A 22177-nucleotide genomic window follows, 5' to 3' on the forward strand; every position below is an offset into this window, starting at 1 on the left:
ATTTAAAATAGTTACAACCTGTTTTGCAAAAACAGCATGAATAACTTAAAAGGCACAATAACTAATCACACTTTTGATGTGAAAACACAGTTTTATGATTTTAAAGAAATAAATATTAGTAAAGCTAATTATTCATTATACCTACTGTTCCTGTTCTTAATTATCGTTTAATCCATTTTTTTAAAGTAATTGAAATTTTGTTGAGGAAGACTGTAAATCATTACTCCATTAGCTTGAAGGCTATTAATTATTTCTAAATCTTTAGAACCAGTGTCCAAATCAATGTAGTTGTCATTTACAGATAGGCGTTTTAAGTTTTTAAGTGTTGACAATGAATTTATGTCACTAATATTATTTGCTCCCAGTTCTAACCATTCAAGATTATGTAATTTTGAAAGCGTAGTAATATCTTGAATGTTGTTCTTCCAAAGAAACAACCTCTTTAATTTATAATTGCCAACTAAAGGGCTTATATCTTCAATACGATTATTTCTAAGGTCGAGGTACTCAAGTAACACTAAATTGGAAATAGGTTGAAGGTTAGATATCTGATTTCCATTGAGTGTAAGTAATTCAATTTTTTTAAGATTTGAAAATGAAGCTAAATCTGAATCATTTATCTGAATATTATCAATATTTACCTGTTGAAGATTAGTTAAGTTATTTATAGGAGTAATATTACTAACTGGGTTATTTGCGATAATAAGGTGCTTTAGATTGACTAAATCTTTTATAGGGGTAATATCAGAAATCTTGTTATTAGGTAGCCAAATTCCAACTAAACTTTTTATTTGAGACACGGGAGAGATATCTGTTAAATTAGCATTTCCTATATTAATCGCTCGCAGTTTCTTTAAATTGGATAAAGGACTGAGATCACTAATAGGGTTATAATCTGCTGAAATTGCAATAAGATTTTCTAAATTTTCCACCCCTTTAAGTGAAGAAATATTTTTATGTCTGATATCTAACTTTGTAACATCTATTAAATGACTCTTTTTTATAGACTTATTGGGTAAATTAATAAGTTGTCTTATTGCTAATTCTAAATTGGGGTCTTCGAATGATACTTTTTGAGCATAGACATTGTTACAGCAAAATATAATAATGATTAACGCTTTAGCTATTTTATTAAATACTGGTTTTTTCATAATAATTTTATTAATAGTTAGTTTACTTTAGGTTATTTGTTTGCTTTTAAGGCTAATCTTTTTACTGATTTAGATGTTGTTGTATATAAAAGATATGAATTATTTGTATTTGTTACTAACCTAGACTTGTCAAAACAACAAACACCTTAATAAAAGCATTATGTGCTGGTATATTGCTATAGATACATGTTTTTATGATTTTAAAATCATACAACTCAAGTCTATTGATTTAATGATTTTACTACAAATTCAAGCCATTCATGTTTTGGAATACTTTTATCTATATAAAAATCTGGTTTAATACCTTTATTATCAACAACCATTTCTGGTATTCTCATACTTTTTGTTAAGCTATATCTTATTTTGGTGTGAATCCTTTAATGTATTATTTATTTACTATTATTAATACTTTTTATGTAATCTATTTTACTTTATAACTTCTTATCATTTTCTTAATTATTTTAACAATAAGTTTAGGCTCATCAATATGAACATTATGCCCACTCTTTTTAGCTATAATCTGCTTGCTATTTGTAGATAAACTTAAAAGGTCTTTTTGTAAATTCTTTGAGTGTTCTGCTAATCTCTCTGAGCTCCAATTTCCATCACCTTTTGAAGTGTCTTTATCTCCACCAGAGATAACCACTAGAGGTATATCTCCTAAATTATATTTTTCTTTATTGGTATGCATGTCCTGCATTATTTCAGATTCATAAGTATTACTTTGACCTTTAACATAGGTCCATTTACGCTCATTGTAAATCCAATTGAAACGTGCCTTATCTTCATCAGAAAATTTATTTAGCATATCTCCAAAATCTCTTCTTGCTTGAAAAGATTTTGTTTCTTTAGGCTCACTTAAAGGCGTCGTAACCACTTCTTTTATTGGTTGATCTGCTTTTAACCGCATACGCATCCATTCCATTTTCTTTGTCTCTTTATTGTAAACCTTCAAGACTACATCTGGATGTGTGGCATCTACCATTACAACACCAATAACTTCCTTACTATATTTTGCTGCAAATAAATTGGCAGTTATACCTCCTAATGAATGACCGACTACTATATAAGGAGCGTTAAAGCCTCCTTTTTTAAGTGCTTTGTAAGTGTCATATACTTGTTGGTTTAAGGCCATACCATGACCATGATCGCTCCATCCTTCTCCAGCATGGTCTATGGCTACAGCTTTTGCAAACTTTCCAACTTTAGGTAATACCAAATTCCAATGTAAAGCGATATCTCCTGCTCCGTGGAAGAAGACAACTGTTGGACCTATTTTATTTTCTCCAGATGCTAGTAAGTGAATTTTATAACCTCCAATATCTACTAACTTTCCAGGTGCTGAGTACTCTTTTGACTGTTGCCCATTTTACTGAAAGGACCATTAATATAAATATTATGCTTATTGTTTGAATTCTTTTTTTCATTTGATTTTTGATTTAATTTAAGGAATTTAAAAGTTTAGGTAAATAATTTTTGATTAATTTATATAGCTTTCTCTATTTCGAATTTTTTAATAAAAAACATTATGTGGTTAAAATATCACTGTTATTAAGTATATGTTTTTATGATTTAAAATTATATTTATATATTATCAAAGGTTGTTATAAATAAAAGTAATCCACTTGTCTTGCGATACATATTTAGCCCCTTCACTTAAATACTTAAACTTTTCAGGGAGTCCTTGTTTAAGAGCTTCTTCAATTGAAAGCCCTTTTGTTTTCATAGCATTTATTTTAGAAATGGATTCTTTAATTTTATTAATGTGTAAGCTATATTCTTTTTTAGATAAGTATCTTTTCTTTACTTCTTTAAAAGAGGTATGTCCAGGGATAATTTTGGTGTTATTATCTGCTAAACTTAGTATGTAATCTATATTTTTAAAGTATCCATCAATGCTTCCTCCTCCTCCTTTTAAGTCAATTCTTGGATACATATCTTGAAACAAATAATCGCCTACAATCAATACATTTGCTTGCTTGAAAAAAAAGAGGGCATCTGAATCTGTATGACCAGAAGTGTTAGGAAAAGAATGAATTTCTAATTCTTCTTGTCCAAGTTTTAGATGGTATTTGTCATCAGAAGATATGATATTTTTAATATCCATATTTGAAATGTTTTTTTGTTGATTTGATGACAGAAGGATCGTGGTATTGTTGTAATAGTTTTCCATAGCTTGTACATGGTCTAAATGAAAATGTGAGGTCATAATGAATTTAATGCTACCACCGTTTAAAGCATTGATGCTGTCTTTAACACTTAATTGCATTTGCTTGTAACCTGGATCTATTAAGATGGAAAGTTCAGGTGAACTATACACAATACTTGAAGGGTTGGTAATATTAGTTTGTTGAACAAATAAATAAATATCTTTACCAACTTTTTCAATTTCAAGTTTTGATTTGCTTAAATCCAATTGTGCAGAAGCACTATATACCATTAATACAATAATTAAAAGTGTAATAATTCTGTTATGTTTCATCTGTTCGTTTTTTATTTTTTTTAAGAATAAGTTTTAATAAGTACTCATCAAGCAATTATCTAATGGGCTTAATTTATGATTTTAATAGGTTAACATATATCTACTAGTCCACAGGAAGTTTATTGTTAGAAACTTAAAACTTAAGAAGCTCTTAAGTTTGCTCAATAATAATAAAATGATGCAATCATTTAAAAACATGAATTAAACCATTAACTACTTGAGGCTTAGAATTTTTTCAATCCAGTTAGACATATAAGCTGCTAAATTTGGATCAAACTCAAAAAGAGGGTAGCCATGCCTTTTACCTTTATACGTAATCTTTTGAGAATATTCGGATTCATTACCTGGGAATACAGCGTTAATACCAGCTTGCGCAAAAGTATCTTCAATAGATGAAACGGCTAAAATAGGTAACTGCTTCATTTCTTTAAATTGATTTAAATATTCTGATTCTATCCAATGTTCTCTGACACTTGGAGAAAAGAGAACAATACCTTTTATTATGTTCTTGTTTTTATTAAGTGCAACAACTTTGAGTGTTTGTGCTCCTCCACAACTTGCTCCCACAACAAAATACTTTTTTGATGAACTTGTCTTTTTTAACCAAAACTCATTTATATCTTCAATATCTTTTTTAAAATGATTAGTAACATAGTCGTAATCGTTCTTATCTATATCAAAATCTTTAGAAACACTCTTGCCATAACCTCTCATATCAACAGTTAATATATTATAATTATTCTTAGACAGCAGTTCTATCAAAGGCTTCCACATTTTTTGATCTTGATTGCACTGATGTAGCATTAGAATTGATGGATTCTCATAATTACCTTTATGAAAAGTTCCAAATAATGTATACCCATCTTTTAATTTAATTGATACTCCTTCTTGTGCATGAATAATATTACTTAAGAAAAGTAGTGTAACAGTAGTGAATAAAATTTTGCTTAATGTTTTCATAATCTCTTTTATTTAGGAGTGTTTATTTGTATTTTAATTGTAGTTTTTTTAATCTCTTTAATAATGTTTTCTTTGAATTTTTCATTAGAGATAAATTCTTTTTCAAATGCTTCAAAGGCATCTTTTTTAATGCCACTTTTTATTGCAGATTGTTTCCAGTACTCTAATGTTAAAGTTTCATCGTAAGAAAGCTCTAATAAAGATTTAATGATATGATTTATTTTATCTCTTCCAAATCTATCTTCAAAACATTTTAGCATTAAAGGCGCTAAAATGTATCTGTATTTACTTCCTATATCACTACTGTTTTCTATACTGCTTAATGGAATGAAATTATCTTCTTCGTAAATGTTTTTAACTTGTTTTGTGTCAAATTGTATGTTTTTTTGGAATATACATGTTGCTATTTACTATTACATGTTGTTATATATAAAAGTAATCCATTTGTCTTGTGATACATATTTCATCCCTTCATTGAAATACTTAAATTTTTCTGGAAGCCCTTGTTTTATAGCTTCTTGAATTGAAAGTCCTTTCGATTTCATTGAATTTATTTCAGACATAGATTCTTTCAATGTTTTAATATGTAAGCTATATTCGGCTTTAGATATATATCTATTTTTAACATCTTTAAAAGAGGTATGACCTGGTATTATTTTGGTATTATTATTAGCTAAGCTAAGAATGTATTCAATATTTTTAAAGTATCCTTCAATGCTTCCACCTCCTTTTACGTCAATTATTGGATACATATCCTGAAACAAATAATCGCCTACAACCAATACATTTGCTCGTTTGAAAAAGAAAAGAGCATCTGAACCTGTATGACCTGAAGCGTTAGGAAAAGAATGAATTTCTAATTCTTCATTTCCAAGTTTTAGATGGTATTTATCATTAGAAGACATGACATTTTTGATATCCATATCTGTAGTGCTTTTGTATTGACTTGATGACAAAAGGATTGTGGTGGTGTTGTAATAGTCTTCCATAGCCTGTGCATGATCTGTATGAAAGTGAGAGGCCATCGTAAACTTAATGTCACCACCGCTTAAAGCACTTATGCTATCTTTTATAATGGGTTGCATTTGCTTGAAACCTGGATCTATAAGAATAGAGAGTTCAGGAGAACTATATACAATACTTGAAGGGTTGGCTATGTTGGTTTGTTGAACAAATAAATAGATGTTTTCACCAACTTTTTCAATTTCAAGTTTTGATTTATTTAAATCTAATTGTGCAAAAATACTATTTGTAGTTAATGTTAACATAAATAGCAAAGTGATTTTAAAATGTTTCATTTGTTTTTATTTTAATGTTTGTGTTTTTATTTAAATAATATTTTTTTTCTTAAAGAGATTTTTAACACTTGAATAATCAATGAAATATTGAACACGCAAAGAAATGATATTTTGTATAGGTTGATTAAATAGTGTTTTTAAACTAGCTCCATAAGTGTCTGTTGAGGCATTATTATAATTAAATAATTGATTTCTATATAAAGCAGTTAAAAAGCTACCTGGTGCAAATTGCCAGGTGTAATTCAAATCAAAATTCCATGTATTATAATTTATATTAGGATTGGTTTCTAAATCATTCATTTTGTATGCTGAGTTTTGGTTTAAACGACCATTATCTCCTAAAGTAAAGAAGTCATTTTTATAGGTTACGGTAGACCAGTAATTTCTAAAGGTTAATGATAATCCATGAAACGGATTGAATGTATAAAATGCAACTACTTTATTTTCTAAGGTTTTTCTATCACGCTCTCCAAATATAATGTCATCATTTACTGTTGTTGCGTAACCTCTGTCATTAAACTGTTTGTTATTTGCAAAAGTATAGTCAATTAAAAATTTGTCATTTAAACGAATCCTCGGGCTTATAAGTAATCTAAGTTCGTTTGTATTCCTGTTTTTTTCAAAAAAGGTATTACCGCCAACGCGAATATCTAAAGCGAATGTTTTATTGTAATTACTTCTAACCCAAAGACCTAAATCAGTTTTATTCTCATAAATAAAAAATCTACCTTCTGTTCTTGGCTCAAAATAGTCATATTGTTTACCAACATAAAATTTTGAATTTACTCCAAAATCAATAAGGTTTTTTGTGCGAGCATAAAAATCAAATCCAAAATTAGTGCCAGTATAAACTCCAGGACTCGCTAGCCTTTTGTAGTTTATATAAGTTCCTATAAAAAGCCTATTTAAATTATTGGTAGGCTTAAATATTCTATAGGTTACATCTGCTGCAAAATTGTTATAATTATTTCTTAATAAAAGGCCTAAATCATTAATATCAAATTTTGTATCGGCAAAACTATGAATAAAACTATATCTTAATTTACCGTGAGATTTTTCTACTTTAACAAGCGAACTATATCCTGTAGAATTTCCATCGACTAAATTGAGATAGCTCATTTTGCCTTCTCCATAGATATTATATGTATTTTTCTTATTAGAAATATTATAAACTAAACCTGTGACATTAGCATCTTTAAAATCACCACCTCTTGTAACATTAGTATTAATTAAACTTATTGATGAATTTTTATTGAACTGCTGGTCCACAACTAAAATATTGTAATTAGCAACAGGTTCTATAACCTGTTCTCTTAGCTCTCCAGAAATAGTATCTCTTATGGTTGCATTAGCTTTTTTAGTTATAGCGTTAAAAACACCTATGCCTAGTCCGTTTTTAGTCCTCCCAGAGAGTTTAACTGCGTTTAATACCTTAACATTATTGGTGTCATCGATAATTTCTTCATCTTCATTTAAAGTCGCTTCTCCTGTTGGATTACTACCAATACGCCTTGAGAAAAACAAATTACCTTTGTTAAATAAATCAACACCTTCAGTAAAAAATTGTCGTTGTTCAGAAAAAGTTTGCTCAAATGGGCCTAAATTTAATTCTAGATTATCAAAACCAGCTTGACTAAAGTCTGGTACCAAAGTAGCATCTAAGGTAAAATTTTCACTGATTCCATATTTTATATCAAGCCCAAAATTAAAATCTGTAACTGTTTCACCATCATGATTACTTATTAAACCAGACGTAAATGGATAAAAACTAAGTCTAGTTGGAGGTTCAATATTTTCAAGACCAACTAATTCCCCATGATATAGACCAATATTTCCTTTTGAAACGTTAATTGGATTCCATGAATATTCAGAGCTATGCCTTCTAAATTGTCTTTGAAATTGTATGCCCCAGGTTTTTATATTGTCATTTGAAAACCTTAGTGCACTATAAGGTATTTTAGCTTCAACAATCCAACCATCGCTAATTAATTTTACTTTACTTTCCCAAACAGCATTCCAATCATAATCCTCTCCAATATTAGGGTTGGAAATAGCATCTGCTTGTGTCCCTGAACTCATAATAAAGAACATTGTATCGTTTTGGGCGTCATTATTAGGGTTAATAATAATGGTAAAAACATCTGACTGACCAAAAAGATCTCTAGGAGTAATTTGTCGCATTATTTTTGAAGGATCATCTTGTAAATAAGCTCCAAAGTAGATAGCATTATCATCATAAGCTATCTTTACTATGGTTTTAGAGCCTATAGTATCTTTTACACCCATTTCGGGTTTAAATTGTGTAAAATCTTTAGCTTCTGCAGAGTGTTTCCAAACTTCATCATTTAAAACACCATCTATTTTTGGAGCTGTATTTGCTCGCTTAATTTGATATGTCTTTTTGTTTTGAGAAACACCAGTTGAATAAATTGTTATAGCAAACACTAAGAAAAGAAAGTATTTCATTGATTTTAATTGATTAATATGTAAATAAGAGTAATCCATTTTGATTTTTAACTTTATTTGTCTTTAATGTTTATATAATAGGTTGCTTTATTTTTCTAAAAATAATTCTGTAAGCTTCTTCTCTAGTTCATTTCCATGAATATTCTTAGCAAGGATTATCCCATTTGCATCAACAAGAAAATTTTTAGGCAATGCTGTTATTGAATAATTAGCAGAAACATCATTAGAATACCAATTTAGAGTTGAAACTTCTATCCATGTTTTTTTGTCTTTTCTAATCGCTCTAGTCCAACTTTCTCTGTTACTTTCTATAGCAAATCCAAAAATATTGAAGCCTGAATTATTAAACTTATTATACATTTGAACAAGATGATTACTCTCAGATCTACAAGGCCCACACCAGCTTCCCCAAAAGTCTATTAATGTATACTTTCCAAGATTTTTATATAATGATTTTTCATTACCAAAAGTGTCTTCTGCTATAATATCCGAAACTTTACCACCAAGAGAAACTTGTTTCAAAATTTTGATCTTTTCTGAAATTAGATTAGCAACTTCTAAACCTTTATGCTTTGCAACAAATTTTTCCGCAAGTTGTTCATAATACTGCATATGTTGATCACCATTCCAACGAATTATGGTTGGGTAAATAGCTATTGAAGTACCCATTTTCTTTACCACATTAATTAATGTGTCTCGGTATTTCTCTTCAGCTTTTACTAACTGCTCTCCCAAATCATTAATTAGCTTTGGGTTAGCACCCTTTTTATTCATTAATTTCCTCAATTCACCTCGTTTAGGGTATACTGTTTCTTTTAACACATCTGACCTAAATTTTTCATACTCTTCAAGTAGCTTTGTGTCTGGAGACCCTGTGATACTATACCTTTCTTCAGCAAGAAAATCTATTTTAATTTTTTGTCCATAATTAGCTATAAAAGGAATTTCTATAGAATCAAATACCTTTAAAAAGTAATAATGTGGTTGAAGATTATATGTGGCTAAAAAAGTACCATCCTTTTTTATATATAAAGTATCTACAATGTCGTATTTCTTTCTGTTTAGATCAGTTGCTTTGTAAAGTAAAACTTCCCCTGCTTTAATTTCGTCTAACTTTCCTTGTATAGAAAAAGTAAAATTCTTTTCTTTTTCTTCACAAGATGCTAAGAAAATTGAAGACATTATCAGTACAAAAATTGAAATTCTATAATTCATATTTTATGTTTTTGCTTAATTCGTTCTATTTGTTTACCCACTTAGATACTTTATGAATTAACTCCAAACGCTTGTCTGAAAAAGAATGATCTGTTTTCATTAGTATATACTCAACATTCTCTATGTTTTCTATCCAGTGTTTATTTCTTTCATTTTCATCAAATATTAACACCTGTTTATTTTTTAATTGGTTTTTATAGTTGATAATACTATACTGCTCACTATTTTTTACAATGTCTTCAAGAAAGCGCTTTGGCTCTATGTTAAGCATGAATAAAGGTTTTAGCATTGCTTTAAATCCATTAATTTGTTGTGTAGTAAATTTTGTACCTCCGGCATTCCAAGGTGAGTACACGGCAATTTTTTTAACTCTATTATCTTTTGCGCCACTAATTAAGGCAACACCACCACCCATACTATGCCCAAAAAGGATAAAAGAATCTAGTTTAATTCTATACTTATCTGAATTCTTTGATGTAGAGAAAAAGTCTATTATTTTTTTAACATCTTCAATACAGTTTGCATACATAAATTCACCTTGACTTCCCCATGCGCCACGGTAATTAAAATAGATTACATTTTTTCCATTTCGTCTTAATTCTTGTGCTACATCTAGGTTTCTTTCATTACCTGGAAGACCATGTAATAGAATCACGGTTTCCTTTTTAGCTTTCCCTCTAGCTAACATTGCCCAAGCTACAATTGAATCGTTCTCTATTGGAATAATTATTTGTTCGCTACTTGCAGGACAACTATTGTTTTGAGCACTTAAGTTATAGTTAAATAGAGCTAAAATGAAGAATAGAGTTATTATTGCAGTAAATGTATTTACCTTTAAATTAATTATTGTATTCATTTTTGATTAAGTCGTTTTGGCATAATGGCACAATTAATTGTATTAAATGTTCCTATTTTTACTTCTGTTTCGTAAATATTTTCAAATCTAGAGCTTAAGCTTTCGTAAAAACTTTCATTTGTGTTTTTGAAATTTTCATAGGATTGTTCGTCTGTCCAGGTATCAATAAGAAGATATGTCTCGTTCTTGTCAGAACTTTTATATAAAGAAGAATTTATATAATTATCAGAACTCTTAAATAGTTTTGACCAAGTTCCAAGATTTCCATACTCTAATTCAAATTCTGTTTGATTGTTTTTATTCACTTTATACTTCCAAACTACTAAGTACATATAATTTTATCAAATTTAATTTTAGCTTTAATCCATCATTTAGAACTATTTTTTTATTAATAGTTCATTAAAGCTTTTCATAATAATTATCTTTATAAGTAAACCCTTTAACTCGGTCTCCTTCAACATCTAGTTGGAGTGTTTCACCTCCTCCAGTCATGTCTATTCTAATGGCATTTGGAAACCCTTGAGGTTCAACTCTAGCATTCATAATGCCTTGTGACACACCTAGTTCGCCATCTTTTTCAAAAACTCTAATAATAGGTAAATTTTCATCTTTACATTTATAGGCTCCTGTTATGGCACTAAATGGCACTGATAAATCCCATGTACGTTTTGAACGATTTAAAAAATCTTGATACATAGGGTCTAAACCATATTTTTTAGTTTCAGCCTTCGATTTTGTTATCCATTTGTAGTAAGATTGCTTCCAATCTTTATCTTTTAGGGTTTCGTCAAAAAAATCATAAGCAAAAGTGGATAGAAAGTGTGTAAAGCTATTTCCTATATTACTATCATTAACCATTACGACGACACCAGATTTTGTTTCAGGAATATATGAAATCATAGTTCTGTAGCCTGCAAACGCACCTCCATGATGATAGAGCAATTTGTCTTTGTATTTTGCAATATTCCACCCAAGACCATAACTAATATTCATACCGTTAAACCCAAACCCTTTTCCTTTAACCTCTCCTCTAATTTTTCTAGTTTTAGCTAATGCTGTAGGTGATATAACAGTTTTAGAATTAATTTTTCCATCACTAACCTGAACAAGTAACCACTTTAAAACATCATCAACCGAAGCGTATAATCCGCCTGCAGCATGCATGGTTTCGTCTCGTTTAAAAAGGTTTGGGATTGCAAAAAAGTCTTTACCATTTACTCCAAGTGCTTGATAAGGTGTAGCAACATCTTCTTTGTTTTCTAATAAATTTATATAGCTACTGTATGTGTGATTCATACCTATAGGGTTTAACACTTCTTCTTGCACAACGTCTTTCCAAGTTTTACCTAACTCTTTAAGAAAGATTAAATTCATGATGTTGTATCCTAAATTAGAATACCTATAAGTACCATAAGGAAGTCGTGCACATGTATTCTCCATTAAATCAAAAAGTTGATCTATGGTATATGAACCTGTGTTTGATAGTGCATACGTCATACCTGCACAATTATCAATTCCTGAGGTATGACCAAGCAAATCAGGGATTTTTATTTTATCTGCTTGAATGGAATCTGCGAACTTTACTTTAGGAAAATAATCTGCCAACGATTTATTAAAATCCAATAAACCCTTTTCTCCTAAAATAGTAGCTGCCAGAGCTGTAAAAGATTTGGTTGTGGATGCAATATAATATTGTGTAGAGGTTTTTGCAGGCATTTTGTTTTCTACATTGCTGTAACCATAAGCTTTTTTGTGCACTATTTTACCATTATGGATAACACCTATTGAAATACTCGGCGCATATGGTATTGAATCGTATATTGTTTCAACAAATTCATCTAGGGCTTTAATGCTTTTTGTTTGAGCATTTATTGATAAACTAGCAGTTATCAATGCTATAATAATTAAGCTTTTAGTATTCATATTGATTGTTTTCATATTGATATTAAGGGAACCTAGGGTCTTTTATTTACTCATAGTTGTTTATCAATTTCGGCGCTAATTAGTTCTGGTACTTGTTTGTTATAGCCTATTTTCATAAACGTGATTTTTCCGTTTTTATCAATTACAACATTGGTTGGATAACTACTAATCCCAAATTTTTTAATAATCGAGTAATTTTGTGGAACAATGTTATAGTTAAATGCTTTTGTTTTAAGAAACTTTTGTATTTGTTCTTTAGAATCATTAGGTGAAATAGCAATAAAGACCACATCATCACTTTTGTATTTTTTAACCAATTTATTTAAATCTGGCATTTCCATAATACAAGGTGGGCATTTTATAAACCAAAAATTTAGCACCACTACTTTACCCTTAAGTTCTTCTAGTGAATATGAGTTTCCATTAATATCTGTTACAGAAAATGATGGTGATGGTTTGTTAACTAAGGGTGATTTTTTCCTAGAATTAGAAGCTGCAAAATTAAAGACACCTTTTCCAGCTAGTCTAAGCGCTAAAGCTTTTAGTTTCCCATTACTATCTGCATAAAGATCTGCACTATATTTTTTATCTCGCAATTGAGGTGTTATGCTTTCAAAAGACATTTTTCTTCCTTCTAGGTCGAAGCTCACTATGGATGGATTAAGTTCCAGCTTTTTTCCCATTACATCTTCTTTGGTAAGCTTTTTTAAGTCCTTTAAAAAGGCTTCCTCTTCTTTGGTTTGAGAATGCCCAACAAAGGATATTAATGGTATCATAAATAATAGTAGATACTTTGATATATTTATTTTTTTCGTTTTCATAATGATTGTTTTTAATTGATATTTTAATTCTTATAATAAATTAGAAAGCTATTCATCAAATGGTTCTTCTAATAAATTCATTTGATAGGTAAAAAAACTATCAGAATTAATATCAGTTTTAAAGGCTAAAACTTTACCAGATTTTTTATCAATATACCTGTAACCACCAGATTTAACTTCTCCATTTGATCTTTCAACAGTAAATTGTAAGACCCAAGTCTCAATAGATTGCTTATTTGGTAGAATAAAGTCTTTTTCGTCAATTACCTTAATTTTAAAAACTGCTGGTTTTTTCTCAGGAGAGAAGGTTTTAAATTGTACTCTTTTGTTTTTTGAAAAATCTATCGATTGAAGAATTTCAGAAAAACTATTGGATAAAAATACTCCCGTCTGATTATTAAATTCTTTTTTGATTTCTTTAGAATTCTTTATTTCTACAAGTAGAATTTTATCTTTCTTAAAATTATATTTTTTGATTAATGTATCGCTTGACTGAACTTCAAGATATAGAGGTAACAAGGTTTTTAAATCTATATAGCATAAAGTTTTAGTATTCGTTTTATTGTTATTGTACTCCTCAGTAATTTTTATGATTGGTGTTTGGTTATAAGTGTCTCTACTTATTTTTCTGTCTAAAATTGCTATGTCAGAAAGCGCGTTTTCTTTTTGATTATATAATACGAGCTTGTATTTAACATTTTTAACCCTACTTGGGTTAAATATATCAACAGCATTTACAAATGATTCTTTATTTTGTCCAATTAAATTTATTGAAAAAAAATAATTGAAGTTTATTAAAACCAACAATAAGAGTGATTTTAATTTCATAATAATTGTTTTAAATATGGGGTTAAATTTAGAGCCCTGTAAGCCAAAAAATTGTTAAGTATTGTTAATAGAGTCCAATGGCTCAATAAATGAATTGAATGGGTTCTTTTTTGATGTAAAAATCAAAAAAAAGATAATGAACATAATGTTACGTATAGTTGCTTAGTAATGGTTATGTTATTAAATTGTGTTTCAGCGTTTTTGCAATAACAAATCTTAAGGCATTTTTACCATTCCATTTCAGAAAATCTTGAGCTATCTAGTAGGTTTTTTGGAAGCTTTTTTGGCACTTCTATGTCGTAATATGTTTCCTTCATAATTATTTCACCATCTTTATAAAATATTACGGTAGGTGCTATCCAAGCTTCGTTTAATTTTTCATAATCCATAAATTCAGTGGTAGAAATAGTGCCATTTGGGTAATGTGTTTCCACTTTAGTAAAAAGTAGGTGTTCAGTATCTATCCAAAATTGTTTTTTCGAAGGCTCCCCAACGACATAATAAGACTTATTGTCTATGGTGTCGGTTTTAACAATATTAAGGTTAAAACCGACCTCTTCTAGTTTAGAGATTGTTGTTTCTGGATTATCGAGATAAACACTAAAACCAAGTACTAAAAGTTCATGAACTCTTCTCATCTTGTTTGCTGCTTTTCCATCTTTAAAAACAGTCATAGAATCATTCTTAAAAAGTAATCCGTTACCACCATGTATATCTTCAATCTTAATTATTAATCCTTTAGGGATTTGCATAGCCTCATGCCATAATTCTTCTTTTGAAACTCTTCCTTCTTTATAGAAAATAGTTTGCTGTTTAAAAGTAAGATTGCTGTACCATTTTTTATAGTACTTCTCATGCATTTTATGTACCAAGTCATTTCCGTTTTTCACTTCTTGTTTTGACCTAACTGGAGTTATAAAAATGATTGAAATTAGGATAATTGAAAATAGATGTTTCATTATTTGTTTATTTGTGTTAATAGATTATTAAGGAAAAAGAAACTTTTATTTAGGTTTATTATTTAATGTTTTATTAATAATAGATAAAGGTAACGATCCATTTTCCAGTAAGAGCTTATGGAAATCTTTTAACCCAAAAGTATCATTTTCCGCTAAGTATTTCTTTTTCCATCTTATTAGTTTATCTGCTCCATATTTATAGGTTATAACTTGTGCTGGCCACCTTTTTATACGTGCAATTTCTCTTAGTGCTATATCATCTTTATTTTGGATGTGTTGTCTCCAAAAATTCATAGCTTTATAATCATCCCACCCATAATAATTAATACCTACATCTAGTACTATTCTAACCGAGCGAATAATATCCCATTCCCATTTGCCTAGTTCTTCATATATATCTTCATAAGCATTAATTTCAAAACCAATTTCCTCAATGTATGCAGCATAACCCTCTAAAAAGCCATAATATTCAAACATTCTTTGAATTGATGACCTAGGTAATACTTTATCGAGCATTAACTGGTAATGATGCCCTGGAATGGCTTCGTGAATATACACCCAGCTTATTTGTCTTTTATTATATGGAGAACCTCTGTAATTATAATAAAAGGTTCTTTCTTTTGGAGTATAAAAAGCTGGGGCATTTACTAAATTTTCATCAGGTATCCTTGCGATTGTTACTTTGGGTATTTTTTCAAGAAAAGGAAAGTGCTTGTTTAATGCTACATCAATTTTATATTGTTTCATTTCAAAAGCTTCTTGAATGTCAATCTCATCATTGTAAAAAAATGAAGGCTGATTAATATGCTTTTGAAATGAAATACTATCCATTCCAGAGCTTATTTGTATATCTTTTATTTTAGATTTTACTCGCTCGATTTCTTTTAAACCAAATTGATATATAGCATCTGGATTGACCTCTTCATCAACCCATTTTTTTAAAAAATAGGCATACCATTCTTTGCCATTAGGGATGTTATAAATCCCTTTTGTTGACACACTGTCAATTTTTAAGTCCTTCCACTCTTTTTCTAGATTTATCCTCTCTAAATTAAGTCTTGTTTCATACTTTATTAATTCATAATCCAACCATTGACTTTTTGTTAATAATTCAGGCTTAATTTTTTTTAGTGATGCCTCTGTATATTTAAAAAAACTTTCTTGATATTGAATAGAATCATTGCTCTTTATGGACTTAATATTTTCAATATAGCTCATTGCAAGAGGAGCTATACTTAGTTTCTTAAAGTCTTGCTGAAACTGTTGACTAAATTCATCCCATTCAATGGTTTTTCTTTCATTTTTGCAGGAAAATATTAAAAGAAAAAACACTGTTAATAATGAAACACTTCTTATCATAATTGATATAATTATTTAGTTAATTTCTTTCCTTTACTATATAAAACAGCAAATTGATGAACTCAAGACTATAATAATAAGCGGAGAGTATAGGTAAATTTCTTTGACTTCTGTAGAGTTTAAGATTTTCATGTTTTTGATTACATTAATGGTAGTAATATTATTTAGGTGTTTTATAAATTCCATAAATAATGTTTACTCTCCTTATTCTTTTAAATATTGATATAATTTTTTAGCATTTCGTTCAATAACTTCAATTTTTCCATCTTTTGAAATAAGAATAAATGTTGGATAGGAATATGTTTTAAATTTCTCTACAAATGCTTTAGACATTAGTGCTACAGGCCATTCTATACTATGCTTTTTAACATAGTTGGCGACTCTTTCTTCGGTATCGTGCGCAAAAACACCAATGATATCTACTAGCTGTTCTTTATATATTTTCTTTACTGTAGGTTCTTGGGTAATACAACCACCACACCATGTACCACCTACATCTATAAGTAACGGCTTGTCTTTTATTAGGTTTGATATAGCTTTTGTTTCTCCAGACAGTAAATCAATAGAAAAATTAGAGACATCAGTTTCTTTATTAAACATCACTCTGGTATTTTTGTCAGTTTCAGATATTGTTAGTTTATTTCCATTTTTAGACAAATGTTTCACATAATAGTTTTTGCCATATAGTTCAAATACAGCATTGTGGTCTATAGGTTCTGCATCCATAAGAAAAGACAATAAGCTTTGTGTTTCGTCTATAGATTTATCTAATAAGACTATTCTATCTCTATTATTATCAGGATTAAAAGTATATATTCCATTAACATCACCATCACGAATAAGAATGGTTATGGGCTTTCCATTAATTTTACCTTTTGAAACTCTTACAGAAAGCTTCTCAAAAACTAACCAAAATTTTGTAGATACAATTTTGCTCTTAGGAAAATTAGCACTATATCGATTAGTAATAGAAACTTCATTTTCTTTACTAATTCTACTTTTAGACACTACATATAAAAATTTACTATCTTTTAAATCGCTATTAGATAGTTTTAATAAGAATTTGTCTTTAAAATAAATAGGCTTCCCATCGTCTGTGAAATCTAAATTACCGTTTCTGTCGATATGTAAAATAGGAGTAGTGCTATCATAATTCTCAACCAATACAGTTGTCTCTCTATTGAAAACAGAATGACTATTTCCTAAAAACAGAATAAAACCATAAGCAATTTTAGATGGATTAGAAAAACTTGGTTTGGCTTTAATTGTTCCAGATTGGTTCTTATTATAAATAGTATTTGATTCTAACTTAAAAAGCGGCGAAAAAGTTACCATATCACTACTTTCCCCAAACTCACTCACATAATTTTCAGCTATGTCGAAAGTCATGCTGTTTTGAGCAAATAAAAATTGACTGACTAAAGCAAAAAATATAAATTTGAATTTCATGATTATTACTATTTTTTTAATTAATTAGTGATTTTGCTATCTTATTGACATCTTCTCCATATCCTGTTTGTTTTAAAACTATTTCGCCTTTTTTATTAAACAAATAAACTGTTGGTGTATTTTGTACATCGTATATTACTTTAATTGGGCTAAAGTCTCCTTTAAGGTCGGACAACAAAGGGATGTCTAAATTATATTTAGATTCTTTAATCCATTCTTCTTTTGAATCAGTAAAAAAGTAATTGAGTATGTTGATTTTATCACCATATTCATTATGAAAATTCTTTAATATTTTTCGACCATGTTCCCTCATGCAATAAAGACCACCTAAAATAATTAGTAGTGGCTTATTCTGATTTAATATGTTCGAAATTTTAATCTCTCTTCCTTTAAGAGATTTAGCGGATATATCAGTGTATAAATCACCAACATTAAGTGTTTTTGAGTGAGTATAGGCATTCAAAACTTGTACATAAGGGTTGTTTTTTAATTTAGCAGAAACATTATTTAACACCTTGGTAATAGCCTTTTTATCTATGTATAGTCTAAACTTATAAAGTTCTTCAATAGTAAGTTTGCTATTAGGGTTTTTTAAGCTAAGATCTAAAATATCTTTGGCTAAATTTTTTCTTAATAGAGTTAATGAGTCATGTTTTTTTTCTTTACTTAATCTTCCAAACTCAGAAAAAAAATGGGTGTATCTTTTGTCAATAACATCTTTTATACTATCTTCACTTGTCTTGTAAACAAAAGATTGACTGTAGGTTAGTAGAGGAAATAATACTGCTAAAATTCTAAGTGTTTTTTTCATAACTGTTTTCTTTATTGATTACTTATTTTGCTTATCGAATTTAATAATGAAGGGATATAATCATCTATCGATTTGTAAAGATGTCTGTTTGTTTCATATTCTTCTATGCTCTTTTCTAGATGAGGTATATAAATAAATTTTATAATGAGAAAATAACCACTGAGTAATCATCAAACTTCAGTGGCTATTCTCAATTCTTCTTGATCTACTTAAAATAATCACCAACCTATCTATATAATTGACCAAAAAAGAAAATAAGCTATTTAGCTATTCCATTATGTTTATTTAATTACGTTTTTAGAAATTTTCCGCCACTAACAATTGAATTGTCAGTAGATTTATATTGGTAAAAATACATTCCATCTTCAATAGCATCTACTTTTATACTATTTGAATTTGTATTGTTAAATTGTATTTCTTTTATCATTTTAGTATTAATATCGTAAACTGTAAACTTTCCATTCACATTTTTATTAAACTTTATGGTTAATTCATCCAAATCTTTGTTATTAATCACATTTATTTTTAAAGTGTTTTTTTTAACAGTATCAACTGAAAGGCTTGAAGTTGTTATTTTTCTAATACGATTTTTTTCTACAATATAAATGTATAAGTCTGTACCATTAATAAAAGTTCCTATTCCAGTAGGTGCATTAAACGTTGCTTGGTTAATGTTACCATTATCTCCTCCTAAAGCTCCAGTACCAGAATAGATTGACCAAGTACCATTTGGTGCTACTTTGTATATTCTATGATCTGAAAAACTAGCTACTAATATATCTTCACCTAAAAAAGTTAAGTATTGAAGTTTTGTGTTTGGAATATTAGCAAAGGTAGTAACGACTCCTTCAGGGGTGATTTTTGAAATAGTATGAGGGGCTTCATGAGAAACAAAAAGATTATCATTATTATCTATAATAATACCAGTAGGTTCGGCTGCAGTATAAGCAAAAGTAGAAACATTACCATTCGGTAAAACCTTCATGATTTGATTATACTGAAAATTTGCAACAAATAGGTTTCCTGCGCTATCAAAAGCCATTCCAGCTGGCACTCCAGTTCCATTTGCATAAATAGATTTTAATCCATTTGGTAAAACTTTCCATATTTTTCCTGTATTTAATTCTGAAACATATAAATTTCCTGATTGATCAAAAACTAATCCAGTTGCCCCGAAGAGACCACTTACAAATATTGAAGTTGACCCATTCGATAGGGTTTTGTATATATATTGTCCATTATAACTACCATTGCCAAAAACATCTGTACTATAAATTATTCCATTAGATGAAATTGCACACCCATGATTCATGGTAAAGGAACCACTGTTAACAAGTGTTTCTACAATTTGAGCATTGGCACATCCAATTATAAACAAGGCATAAATTAAAATGTTTTTTTTCATAAGTTCAACACTTTTATTAATTATAAAAGAACTAGTAGGGTTACTTAGGTTTTTTTTAAATAAATAACCCAACAACCTTATAGCTACTTAACTAGTCCAAATAATATTAATAAAAATCGATGTAAAAATATAGACCCCTTATACTGCAAGACATAGATTTGATATGAATGATACGAAAAAATGAATTGTAACTAACTAAATATGATTTAAAAAAACCAAACTCATAGCAGATTTGGATTAATTAATCACAATGAATTTTATATTCAGCAATTGTAAAAGGGATTACTGTTTTGACAACTACTTCTTGGTTTACATTGCTTATTTTAAATAAAAAATTAGCTTGATATATAATTTTCATCCTCTCAATTAAATTTGTTAGTCCAGAACCATTATTAATAGTTTTCTCAATAGGCTCTTCAATTGCTTTTCCATTATTTTTTACTAACACCATTAATTTGTCTTTATTTTTTTTAACAATAATTTGAATGGTTAATTGTGTGTTTTTAGAAGAATATCCATGCTTAATAGCATTTTCTATAAGAGTTTGAATTAGCATACTAGGTATTAAAGCACTTGTTGTATTTTCATCTATATCCTTAATAATTTTTATATCATCTAAAAACCTAACTTTAATAATATCTAAATACTTATCCACAATGGTTAGCTCTTCACTTAGTTCCCATAAATTGTCATTCCTATTATCAATCAATTCACGTAATAAATCACTTAAATCCACTAACATAGATTTAGATTTATTTTTATCAATATCAATAAGGCTAACAATATTATTTAAAGTGTTAAATAAAAAGTGAGGTTGAATATGAGATTTAAGAGCCTGAAGCTTATTTTGAGTAAGGTTTTCACGTAATTTAACCTCATCTAGTTTGATTCTTTTTATTTCTTTTTGATTAATATATATATGGGTAATTCCAACTAATGAAAAGTAGATTAAAAAGTTTAAATCTATTACATTCATATAATAATGAAATACTAGAGAAACGGAGATATTGGTACTAATAGAACCTGTTAAGCTTTGAACAAGGAATAATGCAAAAAAGATAATAATACCTAATAGTGTAGAAAGAAATAGATGTATTATCACTACATATATTAATTTATATTTTTTAACTATTAGTTGCTTTGTGATAATTAATGCAGTGGACATGAAGAGAATAACAATAACGTAGTCAACAAAATAGGTTTCAAAAAACATAAACGACCATGTTTCATTATTAAACCTTGCGCCTGTGCTTTTAAAATAGATCATTTTTAATAATGAGAAGAAACTAAAAGCACTATAGAACACTATAGTAAGATTTATTAGTTTCTTATCAATATAAGGTTTAATGCTTTTTAATACTTTCATATTCTATCATATGTACAATTATCCAAAATTTGCTTCAAGACTTACACACCCATTTTTTTAAGAAATTGTTTTTTATAACTTTTACTTACTCTAAGAATTTTATTATCACTCATTTTAACATCTAATTCTCCATAGTTTGAAGAAATTAATTCTTGCACAAACTGGATATTAATAATTGTAGACCTATGTATTCTAATAAAACTGTTATTTCCTAATTCTAAAATTAATTTTGACAAAGACTCCCTTAAAACATGTTTTTTCTCTAAAGCGTGTATTTCAGAATAGTATCCAGACGCGATTATATATTTTACATTATGTGATTTAATAAAAGATATTTTATTCCCTAACTTTATTGGGATAGAAGTTCTATATTCTTGTTGATTTGGATTTTTAATATATTTTAATAATTTATTAATTTCAGCACTAAAACTTTCCTCTTCATTCTGAGAAAGGGTCTTAATTGCGCGATTTACAGATTTATAAAACCTTTCATCCTTAAAAGGTTTAAGTAAATAATCGAAAGCAAAAAAATCAAAAGCTTTTAATGCAAACTCATTAAATGCTGTTGTGAATATTGTTAGCGGAATATTTTCTTTTGGAAGTTGTTCTAGTATATCAAACCCAGTAATATCTTTAAGTTGAATGTCTAAAAAAATTAATTCAGGTTTAAGTGTTTTGATTTTTTTTATGGCCTCTGTCCCTGTTTTACATGTTCCAATAATATTAATATTAGACATGTCCATAAGCAAATTTTCAATTCTTTTTATAGCTAATTCTTCATCATCAATAATCATTACAGTTATTGGCATAATCACTTTGTTTTTGGTG

At 28.6% G+C, this 22177-nt stretch carries 20 protein-coding genes; all 20 read right to left on the minus strand.

The window, feature by feature from the left end:
• Positions 1-167: 167 nt before the first annotated feature.
• The 20 genes from E5167_RS00650 to E5167_RS00745 all read right to left on the minus strand — a co-directional run bounded on the left by E5167_RS00650 (position 168) and on the right by E5167_RS00745 (position 22158).
• Complete coding sequence (locus E5167_RS00650; protein ID WP_136839993.1) at positions 168-1151, minus strand: leucine-rich repeat domain-containing protein; 984 nt, start codon at positions 1149-1151, stop codon at positions 168-170.
• Between the two features lie 421 nt (positions 1152-1572).
• Positions 1573-2472, minus strand: a complete 900-nt coding sequence (locus E5167_RS00655; RefSeq protein WP_136839995.1) for an alpha/beta hydrolase — start codon at positions 2470-2472, stop codon at positions 1573-1575.
• 273 nt (positions 2473-2745) lie between these two features.
• Entirely contained in the window at positions 2746-3633 is an 888-nt protein-coding gene (locus E5167_RS00660; protein ID WP_136839997.1) for an MBL fold metallo-hydrolase, read from the minus strand.
• Between the two features lie 213 nt (positions 3634-3846).
• The gene (locus tag E5167_RS00665) at positions 3847-4593 is read right to left on the minus strand and encodes an alpha/beta hydrolase (RefSeq protein WP_136839999.1); all 747 of its coding nucleotides are present in this window, start codon (positions 4591-4593) and stop codon (positions 3847-3849) included.
• Positions 4594-4601: 8 nt separating this feature from the next.
• Positions 4602-4853, minus strand: a complete 252-nt coding sequence (locus E5167_RS00670) for a hypothetical protein (protein ID WP_136840001.1) — start codon at positions 4851-4853, stop codon at positions 4602-4604.
• A 153-nt stretch (positions 4854-5006) separates the two neighbouring features.
• A complete protein-coding gene (locus E5167_RS00675) occupies positions 5007-5891 on the minus strand; it encodes an MBL fold metallo-hydrolase (RefSeq protein ID WP_136840003.1) in 885 nt (294 codons plus the stop codon).
• Between the two features lie 30 nt (positions 5892-5921).
• Positions 5922-8357, minus strand: a complete 2436-nt coding sequence (locus E5167_RS00680) for a DUF5916 domain-containing protein (protein WP_136840005.1) — start codon at positions 8355-8357, stop codon at positions 5922-5924.
• 87 nt (positions 8358-8444) lie between these two features.
• The gene (locus E5167_RS00685) at positions 8445-9572 is read right to left on the minus strand and encodes a TlpA disulfide reductase family protein (RefSeq protein WP_136840007.1); all 1128 of its coding nucleotides are present in this window, start codon (positions 9570-9572) and stop codon (positions 8445-8447) included.
• Positions 9573-9597: 25 nt separating this feature from the next.
• Entirely contained in the window at positions 9598-10428 is an 831-nt protein-coding gene (locus tag E5167_RS00690) for an alpha/beta hydrolase family protein (protein ID WP_136840009.1), read from the minus strand.
• Positions 10425-10760, minus strand: coding sequence for an antibiotic biosynthesis monooxygenase family protein (locus E5167_RS00695; protein ID WP_136840011.1), 336 nt, complete (start codon positions 10758-10760; stop codon positions 10425-10427). Before E5167_RS00695 ends, E5167_RS00690 begins: the two co-directional genes overlap by 4 nt.
• A 67-nt stretch (positions 10761-10827) precedes the next feature.
• Positions 10828-12351 carry a serine hydrolase domain-containing protein gene (locus E5167_RS00700; protein ID WP_169301348.1) on the minus strand — a complete coding sequence of 508 codons (1524 nt, stop codon included), beginning with the start codon at positions 12349-12351 and terminating at the stop codon, positions 10828-10830.
• Between the two features lie 50 nt (positions 12352-12401).
• Entirely contained in the window at positions 12402-13172 is a 771-nt protein-coding gene (locus E5167_RS00705; RefSeq protein ID WP_136840014.1) for a TlpA family protein disulfide reductase, read from the minus strand.
• A 48-nt stretch (positions 13173-13220) separates the two neighbouring features.
• Positions 13221-14000: a hypothetical protein gene (locus tag E5167_RS00710; protein ID WP_136840016.1), complete on the minus strand. Its 780-nt coding sequence runs from the start codon at positions 13998-14000 to the stop codon at positions 13221-13223.
• A 227-nt stretch (positions 14001-14227) separates the two neighbouring features.
• Entirely contained in the window at positions 14228-14959 is a 732-nt protein-coding gene (locus E5167_RS00715; RefSeq protein ID WP_136840018.1) for an outer membrane lipoprotein-sorting protein, read from the minus strand.
• A gap of 45 nt (positions 14960-15004) precedes the next feature.
• The gene (locus tag E5167_RS00720; RefSeq protein ID WP_136840020.1) at positions 15005-16318 is read right to left on the minus strand and encodes a DUF885 domain-containing protein; all 1314 of its coding nucleotides are present in this window, start codon (positions 16316-16318) and stop codon (positions 15005-15007) included.
• Positions 16319-16522: 204 nt separating this feature from the next.
• Positions 16523-17767 (minus strand): TlpA family protein disulfide reductase, encoded by a 1245-nt coding sequence (locus tag E5167_RS00725; RefSeq protein ID WP_136840021.1) that lies wholly within the window; start codon positions 17765-17767, stop codon positions 16523-16525.
• 16 nt (positions 17768-17783) lie between these two features.
• Positions 17784-18578, minus strand: coding sequence for a TlpA family protein disulfide reductase (locus E5167_RS00730; protein WP_136840023.1), 795 nt, complete (start codon positions 18576-18578; stop codon positions 17784-17786).
• Positions 18579-18867: 289 nt separating this feature from the next.
• Positions 18868-19983 (minus strand): NHL repeat-containing protein, encoded by a 1116-nt coding sequence (locus E5167_RS00735; protein ID WP_136840025.1) that lies wholly within the window; start codon positions 19981-19983, stop codon positions 18868-18870.
• A gap of 241 nt (positions 19984-20224) precedes the next feature.
• Positions 20225-21349, minus strand: coding sequence for a sensor histidine kinase (locus E5167_RS00740; RefSeq protein WP_136840027.1), 1125 nt, complete (start codon positions 21347-21349; stop codon positions 20225-20227).
• A gap of 41 nt (positions 21350-21390) precedes the next feature.
• Complete coding sequence (locus tag E5167_RS00745) at positions 21391-22158, minus strand: LytR/AlgR family response regulator transcription factor (protein WP_136840028.1); 768 nt, start codon at positions 22156-22158, stop codon at positions 21391-21393.
• Positions 22159-22177 lie beyond the last annotated feature (19 nt).

It is taken from the genome of Pontimicrobium aquaticum, assembly GCF_005047595.1.
Classification (GTDB): Bacteria; Bacteroidota; Bacteroidia; order Flavobacteriales; family Flavobacteriaceae; genus Pontimicrobium; species Pontimicrobium aquaticum.

Coding starts and splice junctions, on each gene's coding strand:
- E5167_RS00650 (WP_136839993.1), bottom strand. CDS start 1,151: ATGAAAAAACCAGTATTTAATAAAATAGCTAAAGCGTTAATCATTATT.
- E5167_RS00660 (WP_136839997.1), bottom strand. CDS start 3,633: ATGAAACATAACAGAATTATTACACTTTTAATTATTGTATTAATGGTA.
- E5167_RS00665 (WP_136839999.1), bottom strand. CDS start 4,593: ATGAAAACATTAAGCAAAATTTTATTCACTACTGTTACACTACTTTTC.
- E5167_RS00670 (WP_136840001.1), bottom strand. CDS start 4,853: ATGCTAAAATGTTTTGAAGATAGATTTGGAAGAGATAAAATAAATCAT.
- E5167_RS00675 (WP_136840003.1), bottom strand. CDS start 5,891: ATGAAACATTTTAAAATCACTTTGCTATTTATGTTAACATTAACTACA.
- E5167_RS00680 (WP_136840005.1), bottom strand. CDS start 8,357: ATGAAATACTTTCTTTTCTTAGTGTTTGCTATAACAATTTATTCAACT.
- E5167_RS00685 (WP_136840007.1), bottom strand. CDS start 9,572: ATGAATTATAGAATTTCAATTTTTGTACTGATAATGTCTTCAATTTTC.
- E5167_RS00690 (WP_136840009.1), bottom strand. CDS start 10,428: ATGAATACAATAATTAATTTAAAGGTAAATACATTTACTGCAATAATA.
- E5167_RS00695 (WP_136840011.1), bottom strand. CDS start 10,760: ATGTACTTAGTAGTTTGGAAGTATAAAGTGAATAAAAACAATCAAACA.
- E5167_RS00700 (WP_169301348.1), bottom strand. CDS start 12,351: ATGAATACTAAAAGCTTAATTATTATAGCATTGATAACTGCTAGTTTA.
- E5167_RS00705 (WP_136840014.1), bottom strand. CDS start 13,172: ATGAAAACGAAAAAAATAAATATATCAAAGTATCTACTATTATTTATG.
- E5167_RS00710 (WP_136840016.1), bottom strand. CDS start 14,000: ATGAAATTAAAATCACTCTTATTGTTGGTTTTAATAAACTTCAATTAT.
- E5167_RS00715 (WP_136840018.1), bottom strand. CDS start 14,959: ATGAAACATCTATTTTCAATTATCCTAATTTCAATCATTTTTATAACT.
- E5167_RS00720 (WP_136840020.1), bottom strand. CDS start 16,318: ATGATAAGAAGTGTTTCATTATTAACAGTGTTTTTTCTTTTAATATTT.
- E5167_RS00725 (WP_136840021.1), bottom strand. CDS start 17,767: ATGAAATTCAAATTTATATTTTTTGCTTTAGTCAGTCAATTTTTATTT.
- E5167_RS00730 (WP_136840023.1), bottom strand. CDS start 18,578: ATGAAAAAAACACTTAGAATTTTAGCAGTATTATTTCCTCTACTAACC.
- E5167_RS00735 (WP_136840025.1), bottom strand. CDS start 19,983: ATGAAAAAAAACATTTTAATTTATGCCTTGTTTATAATTGGATGTGCC.
- E5167_RS00740 (WP_136840027.1), bottom strand. CDS start 21,349: ATGAAAGTATTAAAAAGCATTAAACCTTATATTGATAAGAAACTAATA.
- E5167_RS00745 (WP_136840028.1), bottom strand. CDS start 22,158: ATGCCAATAACTGTAATGATTATTGATGATGAAGAATTAGCTATAAAA.